Source organism: Pseudomonas sp. GM33, assembly GCF_000282295.1.
Classification (GTDB): domain Bacteria; phylum Pseudomonadota; class Gammaproteobacteria; order Pseudomonadales; family Pseudomonadaceae; genus Aquipseudomonas; species Aquipseudomonas laurylsulfatiphila.
On sequence record NZ_AKJO01000181.1, the window covers coordinates 64696 to 78298 of the forward strand.

The following is a 13603-nucleotide window of genomic DNA, read 5'->3' on the forward strand; positions in this document are numbered from 1 at the left end:
GAGATGATGCTTTAGAACGGGGCTTAGAGAGATGAAGTGCAGAGTTTTCTGCATTACAGAAATTTTGTTGCTTATAACTTGCCACCGGACAGGCAGACCATGACCTTGTCGCCGTCTTCAATCATGTTGAAATCGGCAACCGCCTCACCGGCCTGGCGGCGGAGGCGCTTTTGCAGTTTGTTCTGGTTGACCGTGAGAGTGCCCATGACGCGAAATCCGTGAGGTGTGACGAAAGGCGGGCATTTTACGCAAAAAATCGACCTGTAGGAGCTGCCGAAGGCTGCGATCTTTTGATTTTGATCTTCGGTGGCGCTGAAATCACCAAAGATCAAAAGATCGCAGCCTTCGGCAGCCCTTACAGACGCAACCGCGATTAGGCCTAGTGTTTACAGCGCGATTTGCTCTAAAGCCCCTGCTCCACCCATGGAAACTCCTCCCTATACTGCGACATAAGGTCGCTTACATATTTCAGACCTGTGACTTGCTTGGCCGCATTGGCCCGTAGGCGCTCCACTGGGGGGCGACGGTAAAGACAAGAGGAGTGACTGGCATGATCCATCACGTAGTGGGGCTCTTCACCCACCCTGACCAAGAATGGAAAGAAATCCGTGGCGACCAGGAGGAAAGCATCAGCCACATGTACCTGACCCATACGCTGATCCTGGCGGCCATCCCCGCCGTGTCTGCCTTCATAGGCACCACACAGGTCGGCTGGGTCATCGGCAATCGGCCTCCCGTGATGTTGACCGTAGAAAGCGCGATATGGATGACGGTCATGTCGTATCTGGCGATGCTCGGGGGTGTAGCGGTAATGGGCGCATTCATTCACTGGATGGCCCGCACCTACGACGCCAACCCAAGCCTCGCCCGCTGCATTGCGTTTGCAACCTACACCGCGACCCCCTTGTTCATCGGCGGCCTCGCGGCCTTGTACCCGCACCTGTGGCTGGGGATGATCATCGGCACCGCAGCCATCTGCTACACGGTGTACTTGCTGTATGTGGGCTTACCGACGTTCATGAACATTCCATCTGACGAGGGCTTCCTGTTTTCAAGTTCAGTGCTCGCCGTAGGCCTGGTGGTGCTGGTCGCCATCATGGCGTTCACTGTGATTGTCTGGGGACTCGGCGTGGGGCCGGTCTACACCAACTAGCCGCTCATCACTGAAAATCAGAAATGCCGATAAAGGCCGCCGCGAGGCGGCCTTTTCATTCTTCAGCAACGAGAAAGCCCATGACCATTCGGCAACCTGGTGATTCGCAAGGCCCGAGGGTTGCGGCATACTCGACCGCTCTGGAGATCCATCAAGCATGCCCGAGCAACTCAATTCCCGCGTCGAAGACTGTTTCCAACTAGCCGAATCCTTTTTCAAACGACCTTTCAAACGCCCCGTGGTGAGCCTCAAGCTGCGCGGACAAAAAGCCGGTGTCGCGCATTTGCACGAGAACCTGCTGCGCTTCAACCCGCAGTTGTACCGGGAGAATACCGAGGATTTCCTCAAGCAGACCGTGGCCCATGAAGTCGCGCACCTGATCGCCCATCAGCTGTTCGGCGACCGCATCCAGCCCCATGGCGAAGAGTGGCAATTGATCATGCGTGGCGTGTACGAACTGCCGCCCAACCGCTGCCACACCTATGACGTCAAACGCCGCAGTGTGACCCGTTACATCTACAAATGCCCGTGCGCCGACAGCGACTTCCCGTTCTCGGCCCAGCGCCACAGCCTGGTGCGGCAAGGACGGCGGTATCTGTGCCGGCGGTGTCGCAACACCTTGGTATTCAGTGGGGAGATGCGGGTCGAGTAGCGAGATTTGCGATGGCTGTACTGGCCTCTTCGCGAGCAAGCCCGCTCCCACACTGGATCTATGCCATACCGGAGGTCCCCTGTGGGAGCGGGCTTGCCCGCGAAGAGGCCAGTACAAACACTAAAGAATCACTTTGTTACTCCGCAGCTCTTCAATTCGCTCAACGTTAAACCCCAACTCCCCCAACACCTGATCTGTATGCTGCCCCAGCGCCACGCCGATATGCTTCGGCTCAGGCAACCCCTCTGAAAACTTCAGCGGACAAGCCATCTGCGCCTGAGCCGAACCATCGCCCCGCGGCACATCGGCCACCAACTCCCGCGCCTGCAACTGCGGATGGCACAGCGCCTCTCCCAGGCTCAACACCGGTTCGACGCACGCATCCAGCTCAGCGAACAGCGCACGCAACTCGGCAAAATCATGCTTTTCGAATTCGACCCTCAGCGCGTCTTTCAGCTGTTTCTGATGCGCCGGTTGCGGTGACAGGCCGAGGCCAGCCAGTTCCTCCAGCCCCAACGCCGCGCACAACTGCTTCATGAACACCGGCTCCAGGCTGCCCACCGACAGCCAGCGCCCATCCCGGGAGCGGTAGTAATCGTAAAAGCTGCCGCCATTGAGCACCTGGTTTTCCGGCCCCGGCTCGACGCCACAGGCCAGATATCCCGCACCCGCCAGTGCATTCAGGCTGAACGCGCAGTCGGTCATGCTGACATCCAGGTGCTGGCCCTGACCGGTTTGCTGCCGGGCGATGACCGCCGCCAGCAGGCCAATCACCCCGTGCAGCGAACCACCGGCCACATCCGCCACTTGCATGCCCAACGGCAGTGGCCCACTGTCGGATCGGCCGGTGTAACTGGCCAGCCCGGACAAGGCCAGATAGTTGATGTCGTGACCGGCGCGGTCCTTGTAGGGGCCGGTCTGGCCGTAGCCGGTGATCGACACATAAATCAGTTTTGGGTTGATCGCCTTCAGAGCCTCATACCCCAGCCCCAGTCGCTCCATGACACCGGGGCGAAATTGTTCCAGCACGATGTCGTAGTCCTGCAACAGCTGCTTGATGACATCCAGCGCCTCAGGCTGCTTGAGGTCCAGGGCGAGGCTGCGTTTGTTGCGATTGAGGTAGGCATGACTGGCCGACACCCCTTGATCGTGGGGCGGCAACACCCGCAGCAGATCCAGGCGGGTGGGTGATTCGATGCGCAGCACTTCGGCGCCCATGTCCGCCAGCAGCAACGAGGCGAACGGCCCCGGCAGCAGCGTCGAGAAATCCAGAACCTTGAGTGATACCAATGGACCGAGCATGAACGTTCTCCGTTAACAATGCCTCCAGCCTAGGCAGCCAACGACATTGCAGCAATTACCTTATGTGCCACTTGCAGTGACCGTTACGCTCAAACGCCGGGCATGAAAAAACCCGCCGAAGCGGGTTTTTCATTACAACGAGGCTTACTTGGCGTTCGTCGGGGTTGCTCCTTCGACGTGGCCCAACACATCGTCTTTAGGCTCGTCGGCGATGCCGCGACCACCCGAGGCCAGCTCGGCCTGCAGCACATCGGTGTCCAGTTCCTTGACCCACTTGGCCACAACGATGGTCGCCACGGCGTTACCGATCAGGTTGGTCAGGGCACGGGCTTCGGACATGAAGCGGTCGATACCGAGGATCAGCGCCAGGCCGGCAACCGGCAGGTGGCCAACAGCGGACAGGGTGGCTGCCAGTACGATGAAGCCCGAACCCGTCACACCGGCGGCGCCTTTGGAGGACAGCAACAACACCACCAGTAGGGTGATCTGGTGCGTGATGTCCATGTGCGTATCGGTGGCCTGGGCAATGAACACTGCGGCCATGGTCAGGTAGATGGCGGTACCGTCGAGGTTGAACGAGTAGCCGGTCGGGATCACCAGACCCACGACGGATTTCTGCGCGCCCAGACGCTCCATCTTGATCAGCATGCGTGGCAGTACCGATTCCGAAGAAGAAGTACCGAGCACGATCAGCAGTTCCTCACGGATGTAGCGGATCATTTTCAGCACGCTGAAGCCGTGCATGCGAGCGATGGAGCCCAGCACGATCAGGATGAACAGCAGGCAAGTGATGTAGAAGCACGCCATCAACTGACCCAGTTGCACCAGCGAGCCGACACCGTAGGCACCGATGGTGAACGCCATGGCACCGAAGGCACCGATCGGCGCGAGCTTCATGATCATGTTGATGATGTTGAACATCACGTGGGCGAAGCGATCGATGAAGTCCAGCAGCGGCTTGCCGTAGGCACCCAGGCGATGCAGGGCGAAACCGAAGATCACCGAGAACATCAGTACTTGCAGGATGTCGCCGGTGGCGAAAGCGCCGACGATGGTGGCCGGGATCACGTTCAGCAGGAAGCCGACGACGCTTTGGTCAGCACCGGCTGCAACATAAGTGGCAATCTTGGAGGCATCGAGGGTGGCGACGTCGATGTGCATGCCATTGCCCGGCTGCACGATGTTGACCACGACCAGACCGACCAGCAGGGCGATGGTCGATACGATCTCGAAGTACAGCAGCGCATAGCCACCGGTCTTGCCGACCGACTTCATGTCCTGCATACCGGCGATACCGCTGACAACGGTACAGAATATGATCGGGGCGATGATCATTTTGATCAGTTTGATGAACCCGTCACCCAGTGGCTTCACGGCCACACCGAGCTGTGGGTAGAAGTGACCGAGGGCGATACCGATGACAATTGCAACGATCACCTGGAAATACAGGGATTTGTACAGTGGCTGACGAGTCGTCATTGCAAAGTTCCTCAAGGGTGCCCGGTGACAACATCCATCTGTTGCCCGCAACACCGCAATTGCGAACCCTCCTGCACTGGAGGGATTTGTTTTTTCGAGCTGCGCAACGGCAGGCATCTGCTCGTTGTATCGCAAGGCCCGTGCCACCTTCCGTAAAGTACCTGCGAGCCTTTTGATATCAGGGGTCGCAGCAAATTCCCTGTCACCAGACGGTTACATGCATGTGGCGGATTTCCGCCCTTCCACTAAAAGTCGTCCTGCAATTTGGCGGATATCCGCCCTGTTCATGCCCGCAGCGCGCAGCTACCATCCGTCGTTCAACGGTCAGGCCTGCTGCCATGCGCGAACGCACCATTGCCAGTCATTTCGCCCGCGCCGTTCTCGGCGGGGCACGTCGACACGGCTACGACTATTCGAGACTGCTGCAACAACTGGGAATCAGCCCCGAGCTGCTGGACGAACCGCGGGCGCGCATCGCTCCGGAACAGTTCACCCAATTGATCAAGGCCTTATGGCTGGCACTGGATGACGAGTACCTGGGGTTCGGGCAAGCCCCGAGCAGACCGGGCAGCTTCGCGATGATGTGCCATGCCGTGATCCACTGCCGCAGCCTGGATAAGGCACTCAATCGCGGCTTATTGTTTTATAGCCTATTCCCCGGGACTCCGCGTTTGACCCTGACTCACGAGGACGAATGGGTCCGTCTGAGCCTGGACGACTCGCAGCTTTGGGACCCTGACCACTTTCTGACCGAGGCTTTGCTGGTGATCTGGCACCGTTTTGGCAGCTGGCTGATCGGCCAGCGCATTCGCCTGGAACAGGCCACGTTCAGCTACCCGCGTCCGGAACACGGCGCCGAGTACGACCTGCTGTTTTCCTGCCCGCTTGAGTTTTCACGCCCCCAGAGCAGCCTGTTGTTTCACAGCCGTTACCTGACCATGCCGTTGTTGCAGGACGAGCGCACCCTCAAGCATTTTCTTGAGTACTCCCCGGCCAACCTGCTTTCGCGTCCGGATGACGGCGACAGCCTGAGCAGCCGCTTACGCCGCTTGCTGAGCCGGGACAGTTCTCGCTGGCCCGACCTGGAAGCCGTGGCCGCACACCTGCACATCAGCCCGCAAACCTTGCGCCGGCATTTGCGCGAAGAGGGTTCGAGCTTTCAGGAATTGAAGGACCAGTTGCGCCGGGACATCGCGATTTACCACCTGAGCCGCGCCGACCTGTCGCTGCAACAGATCGCCGAGCAATTGGGGTTTTCCGAACCGTCGGCGTTTCACCGGGCATTCAAGAAGTGGACCGGGCTGACGCCGGGGGCTTATCGGGCGCAGGAGCACTGAAATTCAAGGCCGATTTTTTTGCTGTCTTCACTGACCTCTTCGCGAGCAAGCCCGCTCCCACATTTGGCCCTGTTCCGTCAGAGGGAACGCGGTCGAATGTGGGAGCGGGCTTGCTCGCGAAGAGGCCAGTAGAAGCACTATCAAACTCCCGGTTAAACCACCGGAAAATGAATCCGGAACGCCGCCCCGCCCATCGGTGAATCCCCCAGGGTCAGCTGGGCGCTGTAGCTCTCGATGATGTCCTTGACCACCGCCAGGCCGATGCCCTGCCCCGGATGCTGACGGTCCAGGCGCTCACCGCGCTCGAGAATCCGTGCGCGCTGATCCGGCGGTACACCGGGGCCGTCGTCCTCGACACACAACTCGGTGCCGCTGAGGGTTTCACGCACGCTAATGCGTATTTCGCCGAGGCACAGGCGATAGGCGTTTTCCAGCAGGTTACCCATCATTTCCAATAAAGCGCCCTGCTCGATCGGTACATAGCAGGGGTCGGGCAGGTCGAACGCAACGTGCACGCGCTTGTCGCGATAGACCTTGTCCAACGTGTCGCACAGACTTTTCAGCACCGGGTGCAAGTGCACCTGATGACGTACCAGACCGCTCTTGCGCAGGCTGGCGCGCTGCAATTGGTAGCTGATCTGCTGGCTCATGCGCTCGATCTGGGTTTGCAGCACCCAGGCCTGATCGCGATCCTCGGGACGCTGGGCCATGTCTTCACTGACGCCCTGCAACACCGCCAGCGGCGTTTTCAGGCTATGGGCCAGGTCGTCGAGGGAATCACGGTAGCGACTGCGCTGCTCACGTTCACTGTGCAGCAGACGGTTAAGGGAGCCAGTGAGGCGCAGCAATTCCCGGGGATGTTCCTCGCTGAGGCTTTCACGGGTGCCACCTTCGATCTGGTCCAGCTCCTGGCTCAAGCGCCGCAATGCCTGCAAGCCCCAGGTCAGGCCGATCCACAGCAACGCCAGCAGTACCAGCAGTGCCGCCCCAAAACCCAGATAGAGATTTTCCCGCAGACCTTCGAGGGTCAGTTCGTACTCGCGAACCGGTTGCAGGGCCACGATGCTGAAGGCTGCACTTTTGCCGCCGAGCAACTTGACCTCGACGTCGTAGACGAAGAATTCCTGGCCATTGGCTTCGCGGATCCGCGCAAACTCGTTACCACGTCCGTCATAACGTGGCTTGTAATTGATGCGCTCTTCCCGGGTCGCCTTCGAGCGCCAGACCAGATGCCCTTCGCGGTCATAGATATAGCCGAGCAGTCGGCTGTCGGTGAGGTTGAAGCGCTCGTCGGGCAATTGCGCCGGCATCTGCAGGCTGTTGTTCTCCACCCGGGCGGCGGAGATCAACGTGGTCACGTCCGATGCCAGACGCTGCTCGATGGAGTCCTGCAACGCCAGGCTGAAGGCACCCTGCATCGCCGGCAGCAACGCCAGCATGAACAACACCGCCAACAGTGTGGCGGCGAGCATCAAGCGAATGCGCAGCGAACGGATCAAGTGCAACGCTCATTGAACAGATAGCCCAGGCCGCGCACGGTGTCGATCGGCTTGAAGCCGCCAGGCCCCTCCAGTTTGCGGCGCAGACGGCCGACCAGCACCTCGATCACATTCGGATCACGCTCGTCGTCATCCGGGTAGAGCTGTTCCATCAAACGGTCCTTGGGCACCACTTGCTGATGGTGGCGCATCAGGTATTCGAGAATGCGGTACTCATACGCGGTCAGTGCCAGCGGCTGTTCGTCGAGGGACGCCTGCTTGCGATTGAGGTCCAGCAGCAAGGGACCGGCGACGATGGTCGACTGGGTGAAACCGCTGGAGCGGCGCAGCAAGGCATTCAGGCGAGCTTCCAGCTCTTCGAACTGGAACGGCTTGACCACGTAATCGTCGGCGCCGGCGGCCAGGCCCTCGACCTTGTCCTGCCAGTTGCCGCGCGCGGTGAGGATCAGGATCGGGAAGGTCTTGCCACCTGAACGCAACTGGCGAATCAGGTCGAGCCCGCTCATGCCCGGCAGACCGAGATCGATCACCGCCAGGTCAAAGTTGAATTGCGCGGTCTGGTACAACGCCTCCTCGGCGTTGGCCACGGACTCGACCACGTGGCCGCTCTCCGTCAGGCGGGTTTTCAGGTGATGACGCAGCAACGCTTCATCTTCGACGACCAGCAGTTTCATAACGCTCTCCCGGGCAAATCAACATCTCCAGAGGCGCAACCTCGCACCTCGATAGCTAACATGGCAACGCCGGATCGTCACTCGGAACGATCCGGCGCAGGCCGCTCACGAAACGCTTGTCAGAAAGCGTAGTTGGCGGACAGGTAGGTCTGGGCGCTGCTGGTCAGGTCCAGCGAACCCTGCTTGCTGCCACCACGCTCACTCATCTCGGTGCTGGCGTTGCTGCGCAGGTAACGGTAACCCAGTTCAACCGAGGTGTTCTGCGAAACCTGTTGCAGCACACCCACCTGGCCACCAATGGCGTAGCCGATATCGCTGTCGCGACTGAAGCCTGGCGACTCCTGGGTCATTTTGGTCAGGCCCGCCGTGGCGCCGCCGAACAATTTGGTGCTGCCGCCCACCGGGTAGAACAGATCGTAGCTGCCCAGGAGGTTTTCCTGACGCAGTTTAATGCCGTTGTGCGAGCCCGACACGTTGTCGTAAGTGGCGTAGTAACGGCCCTGGCTATTCTGCTGGCCCAGACGAACACCCCAGGTGGTGTCCTTGCCGATCACACCATCGGCGTTCGGGTGATTGAGGTTGTCGTTCAGTGCGTGGGATTTTTTGACCTTGTCGCTGGTCTGTCCAAGAGTAAGGCTGGCGAAGTTGTCGTCGGAGGCGAGGGCTGCGGTGCTTGCGCCCAGAACCGTGAATGCCAGAAGCAGTTTTTTGAATGCAGTCATTGGGGAGTTTCCTCATGTGCCGTTTGTTTTTTGGGTACGAGGCAAGGTTACGCACCGCGCCCTGAACTCCCCCTGAACGCACTCTGAACCTGGGCTGAACCGCCCCTTCCCGAATGTTTCGACACGTTTCAACAGGAGTTCCGACCATGCGCATGTTCTTCGCTGTCCTCCTGCTGGCCTTGAGCGGGCTCAGCCAGGCTGCCATCCAGACCCGGGAAATCCCCTACCAAAGCGCCGATGGCACAAAAATGATTGGCTACTTCGCCTACGATGACGCCCTCAAGGGTCCGCGCCCCGGGGTCGTGGTGGTGCATGAGTTCTGGGGCCTGAACGACTACGCCAAGCGCCGCGCCCGGGATCTCGCCGGCCTGGGCTACAGCGCCCTGGCCATCGACATGTACGGCGACGGCAAAAATACCGAGCACCCCAAGGACGCAATGGCCTTCATGCAAGCCGTGGCAAAAGACAGTGCCGTATCCAGCGCGAGGTTTCAGGCGGGGCTCGACCTGTTGAAAAAACAACCGCAGACCGATCCGCATAAAATCGCCGCCATCGGCTACTGCTTCGGCGGTGGCGTGGTGCTCAATGCCGCCAGACAGGGCGTGCCATTGGCAGGCGTGGTGAGTTTCCATGGCGCGTTGGCAACCAATACGCCGGCAACGCCAGGCAGCGTCAAGGCGAAGATTCTGGTGGAACACGGGGCGCTGGACAGCATCGTCACCCCGGAAAACATCACGGCTTTCAAAAGTGAGATGGACAAGGCCGGTGCCGACTACACATTCGTCAGCCTCGACGGCGCCAAGCATGGGTTCACCAATCCGGATGCCGATCGGTTGAGCCATGGCGATCATGGCGGGCCGGACATTGGTTACAACAAGGCGGCGGATGAAAAGTCCTGGGCGGACATGCAGGCTTTCTTCAAAAAGATCTTTGGTTGAGACACAGCAATTGAAGTCGAGCAGTGCTCCCCGTGGCGAGGGAGCTTGCTCCCGCTCGGCTGCGAAGCAGTCGTAAATCCTGCAACCACGCCCTGTCTGACACAATGCGATTGCAGGTTATGGGGTGGCTTCGCCACCCAGCGGGAGCAAGCTCCCTCGCCACAAAAGCTATCGGCCACTACCCAGTCTTGCTGCTTAACTGCAAAATGCCGACATGAATCCAGCCCTGCCCATCTGCTGCACCCCTCTCGATGACCACTGGCCGCTGCCGTTCGTGCTGCCCGATACGGTCCTGTTGAGCACTCACTTCGATAGCACCCGACTGGCCAGCGATGACTTTCAGCGCAGCGCAGTGGAGGTGCCGGCGAGCATTCAGCGCTCTGTCGCCAAACGGCAGGCGGAGTTTCTCGCCGGGCGGGTGTGTGCCCGGGCCGCGTTGCAGCGCCTGGAAGGTTTGAGCGTCATTCCGGCCATTGGTGAAGACCGGGCACCGGTCTGGCCTGCTCATATCACGGGCTCGATCACTCATAGCACGGGCCGGGCCGCGGCGATTGTCGCGAACAAAAGCCATTGGCGCGGCCTGGGCATGGACCTGGAAAACCTGCTCAATGTCGAACGCGCCGAACGCCTGGCCGGGGAAATCCTCAACCCGCCGGAGCTACAACGCATGGCGCTCGGTCCTCGCGAGCAACGGGCCTTGCTAGTGACCCTGACGTTCTCGGTCAAGGAAAGCCTGTTCAAGGCACTCTATCCGATCGTTCAGCAACGGTTTTATTTCGAGCATGCCGAAGTGCTGGAGTGGCGTGAATCCGGTGAGGTGCGGTTGCGACTGCTCACGGATTTGTCCGGCGAATGGCGCAACGGCACCGAGCTGGATGCGCAGTTCGGGGTCAAGGATGGGCAGTTATTGAGTCTGGTCAGCATCAAGGCCTGACGATTTTCGGTGCTTGGTATGGCCCCTTCGCGAGCAAGCCCGCTCCCACAGTTGACTTGTGTACGACACACAACCTGTGGGAGCGGGCTTGCTCGCGAAAGCGGTTGAACATTCGCCGGAAGGCTCAACGCTTCTCCTGATTGCGCGGCCAGCTCAGGCTGAAACACGCCCCACCCAGACTCTTGCTCTTGCCGATCAACGCACGCCCGTCGTGCCAATGGATGATGCGCCGCACGATCGACAACCCCAGCCCATGCCCGCCAGACGCACGGGTGCGGCTGTCGTCCAGACGCAAGAACGGCGTGAAGATCTTTTCCCACGCCGATTCCGGCACCCCCGGCCCGTCGTCCTCGATATCCACTCGGCAGCGCTGTTGCCCCACCTGATAGCTGATGGTCACCCGTGATTGCGCATGGCGCATGGCATTGCTCACCAGGTTCTGGATCGCCCGGTGCAGATAACGCGGTTCGGCCTCGACCCAGGCATCGTCGTTATCGGCGGCCGACAGGCACAAACCCCGCTGTACCGTGACGTCGGCACGCAACGGCGCCAGCTCCTCAATCACCTGGTTGACCAAGGCATCCAGATCGATTCGCTGGAAATTCAGTGCCGGAGAACCCTGTTCGAGCCGCGCGTAGGTCAGCATCTCGTCCACCAGCCGGTCGAGATCCTCGATGTCGTTGTCCATGCCCTGGCAGTATTTTTCCAGGGCTTGCGGCGTGGTGGCCGAGCCGATCATCTCCAGGCCAAAGCGCAGGCGCGCCACCGGCGTGCGCAATTCGTGGGACACCGCGCGCACCAGTTCGCGCTGGATCGCCAACAACTGCTGCAAGTGCTCGGCCATGCCATTGAACGCCGAAGCCAGCCGTCCCACCGAGTCCGCGCCGCGCGCCGGCACGCGGGTTTCCAGGCTGCCCTGGGCAATGCGCGTGGCGGCGGCCTCCAGGCCACGCAAACGGCGCTCGAGCTGGCGCACCAACAGATAAACGATCAAACCGATCAGCGTCAGGCCCAGCGCGGCGATCAGCACCAGCCATTGCGGGGGATAAGGATTCATCTGATACAACGGGCCGATTTCCAGGACCCACGGCGTGCCGACCATGCCGGCAAACACCCGGATTGAATCGCCCTCCTTGCCCAGCGCCATCACGGTGTCGCCCTCGGACACCCGGCGGCTCTGGTCTTCGTCCATGTCCGCCTCGTCAACCGTGACCAGCCGCAGGTCGAAGCCAAAGCCCTTGTCTTGCTTCAATTGCGCCAGACGCATGGGCTGATCGGCTACGGGGGTGCGCACCAGCTCATCGGTCAACAGGTAGATGGTCGCCCGGGCCAGTTGCTCGCTGATCTGCTGCACTTCCCCGGTCAGCATCAACTGCTCCTTGTCGCTGACCAGCTTGTAGACCTTCGCCGCGTGCGGGCCGGTCTGTTCCACCAATGCCTGGCCGCGCAACACACGGGTGCGCTGGGTCAGGTCCAGGTCAGTTTCGGCAAAGGTTTTCAGCGCCAGCGGAATGCCCAGCAACCGCTCCCACACCAGCAAGGCCCGATGGCGCTCGGTCTGGTTCATCGGTTGCAGGTTGTCGGCCATCAGCGAAAACGTGCCGTGGGCCAGACGCTCGCGGTATTGCTCGCTGCGCACCTGATTGAGCAGGTGCAACGCCAGCACACCGAGCACCGCCACCAGAATCAGCGCGGCACACATGCCGCCATAGATACGCAGGAAGATCGAGTTCACAGGGTCTGGTCTACGCAAGCCTCGGGAACGAACAGATAGCCTTTGCTGCGCACAGTCTTGATCAGCCGTGGATGCTCCGGGTCATCGCCGATCTTGGGACGGATGCGCGAGATGCGCACATCGATGGAGCGGTCCTGACCGTCATAACCGATACCTCGCAGCGCAGTGAAGATCTCTTCCCGGGAGAGAATGCGCCCGGCATTGGCCACCAACAGCCAGAGCAAGTCGAATTCGGCGCTGGTCAGCTCGATGCCGTTGCCCTGCAACCAGGCTTCGCGCAAGGCGTTGTCGACGATCAGCGGGCCGAACTGCAGACGCCGCTGTTTTTCCGGGGCGACTTCGGGCGTTTCGCTGCGGCGCAGCAGGGCCTGGATGCGTGCCAGCAGCAGGCGCGGGCGTACCGGTTTGCAGACGTAGTCGTCAGCCCCCAGGTCCAGGCCGAGAATCTGGTCGGTATCATCGGTGCGAGCGGTGAGCATCAGGATCGGGCCGTCATAACGGGCGCGGACCTTGCGGCAGATGCTCAAGCCATCTTCGCCGGGGAGCATCAGGTCTAGGATCACCAGGTCCGGTTGTTCCTTGATAATGCGGTTCGCAGCGAGGGCACCATCCCCTTCGATCGACACACGCAGGCCGTTGGCTTCCAGGTAATCGCGGGTCAGTTCGGCCAGTCGCTGGTCGTCCTCCACAATCAATACCTGCCAGGCTTCTTGCTCCACGGGTGACCTCTACTTGCCAAAAACACTAATAAGGAAGGATCCGCCCGTTTTTTTGTAATGATTCGGGGGGACAAATATGTATACACGCTGGGCCGAATGTATAAACGCCGCTCGTCGAGAACACAAGCGGGTAAATGCGTTCGGACAACGCGGTTTTTTGTGATAGGGTTCGCGCCCTTAAAAATCTGACCGAGCGTTTTCGAACGCAGAAATTCGCTGAAAAAAGGTCCGGTCCAGCAGCGTCGCGGCCTACACGCCGGTTCCCTCTTTCACACACAATTTACGCACAGGTTTATCCACAGGTAGTACGTTGCAATCCTCCCCTAAAACGCATTATCTTGTAGCCCGGCGCTAAAAAAACCCTAGATATAGGGTTTTTCGCAAAAAACCAAACACAAACCAGACACCAATTTCAAGCGCTTTTATTGCCTCTGTCCGGTTGAACCAAACGTATTTTCG

General features: G+C 60.1%; 12 protein-coding genes and 1 pseudogene. 5 read left to right on the plus strand and 8 right to left on the minus strand.

Annotated elements, in window-relative coordinates; translation table 11 throughout:
- Positions 1–77: 77 nt before the first annotated feature.
- Positions 78–206: pseudogene (locus PMI26_RS31075) on the minus strand (tRNA 2-thiocytidine(32) synthetase TtcA); the annotation flags it as partial.
- Between the two features lie 344 nt (positions 207–550).
- Here PMI26_RS31075 and PMI26_RS02150 point away from each other — a divergent pair.
- Both PMI26_RS02150 and PMI26_RS02145 read left to right on the plus strand, forming a co-directional pair.
- On the plus strand, positions 551–1153 hold the full coding sequence (locus PMI26_RS02150; protein WP_007980093.1) for a Yip1 family protein: 603 nt from the start codon (positions 551–553) through the stop codon (positions 1151–1153).
- A gap of 157 nt (positions 1154–1310) precedes the next feature.
- A complete protein-coding gene (locus PMI26_RS02145; protein WP_007980095.1) occupies positions 1311–1805 on the plus strand; it encodes a SprT family zinc-dependent metalloprotease in 495 nt (164 codons plus the stop codon).
- Positions 1806–1925: 120 nt separating this feature from the next.
- Here PMI26_RS02145 and PMI26_RS02140 read toward each other — a convergent pair whose 3' ends face one another.
- Both PMI26_RS02140 and PMI26_RS02135 read right to left on the minus strand, forming a co-directional pair.
- Positions 1926–3107: a CaiB/BaiF CoA transferase family protein gene (locus PMI26_RS02140; RefSeq protein ID WP_007980096.1), complete on the minus strand. Its 1182-nt coding sequence runs from the start codon at positions 3105–3107 to the stop codon at positions 1926–1928.
- Between the two features lie 144 nt (positions 3108–3251).
- Positions 3252–4586 carry a dicarboxylate/amino acid:cation symporter gene (locus PMI26_RS02135; protein ID WP_007980098.1) on the minus strand — a complete coding sequence of 445 codons (1335 nt, stop codon included), beginning with the start codon at positions 4584–4586 and terminating at the stop codon, positions 3252–3254.
- Between the two features lie 338 nt (positions 4587–4924).
- Between PMI26_RS02135 and PMI26_RS02130 the strand changes: the two genes are divergently transcribed.
- Entirely contained in the window at positions 4925–5923 is a 999-nt protein-coding gene (locus tag PMI26_RS02130) for an AraC family transcriptional regulator (protein WP_007980101.1), read from the plus strand.
- A 152-nt stretch (positions 5924–6075) separates the two neighbouring features.
- Here PMI26_RS02130 and PMI26_RS02125 read toward each other — a convergent pair whose 3' ends face one another.
- From PMI26_RS02125 to PMI26_RS02115, 3 genes are all read right to left on the minus strand, one after another.
- Positions 6076–7422 carry an ATP-binding protein gene (locus PMI26_RS02125; protein ID WP_007980103.1) on the minus strand — a complete coding sequence of 449 codons (1347 nt, stop codon included), beginning with the start codon at positions 7420–7422 and terminating at the stop codon, positions 6076–6078.
- Positions 7419–8096: a response regulator transcription factor gene (locus PMI26_RS02120; protein ID WP_007980106.1), complete on the minus strand. Its 678-nt coding sequence runs from the start codon at positions 8094–8096 to the stop codon at positions 7419–7421. Before PMI26_RS02120 ends, PMI26_RS02125 begins: the two co-directional genes overlap by 4 nt.
- A gap of 119 nt (positions 8097–8215) precedes the next feature.
- Positions 8216–8818 (minus strand): membrane protein, encoded by a 603-nt coding sequence (locus PMI26_RS02115; RefSeq protein WP_007980108.1) that lies wholly within the window; start codon positions 8816–8818, stop codon positions 8216–8218.
- Between the two features lie 146 nt (positions 8819–8964).
- Between PMI26_RS02115 and PMI26_RS02110 the strand changes: the two genes are divergently transcribed.
- Entirely contained in the window at positions 8965–9756 is a 792-nt protein-coding gene (locus tag PMI26_RS02110; protein ID WP_007980110.1) for a dienelactone hydrolase family protein, read from the plus strand.
- Positions 9757–9970: 214 nt separating this feature from the next.
- The gene (locus PMI26_RS02105; protein WP_007980112.1) at positions 9971–10690 is read left to right on the plus strand and encodes a 4'-phosphopantetheinyl transferase family protein; all 720 of its coding nucleotides are present in this window, start codon (positions 9971–9973) and stop codon (positions 10688–10690) included.
- A gap of 124 nt (positions 10691–10814) precedes the next feature.
- On the opposite strand, the gene PMI26_RS02100 is transcribed toward PMI26_RS02105, so the two are convergent.
- The gene (locus tag PMI26_RS02100; protein WP_007980113.1) at positions 10815–12425 is read right to left on the minus strand and encodes an ATP-binding protein; all 1611 of its coding nucleotides are present in this window, start codon (positions 12423–12425) and stop codon (positions 10815–10817) included.
- Positions 12422–13144 (minus strand): response regulator, encoded by a 723-nt coding sequence (locus PMI26_RS02095; protein WP_007980115.1) that lies wholly within the window; start codon positions 13142–13144, stop codon positions 12422–12424. Before PMI26_RS02095 ends, PMI26_RS02100 begins: the two co-directional genes overlap by 4 nt.
- Positions 13145–13603 lie beyond the last annotated feature (459 nt).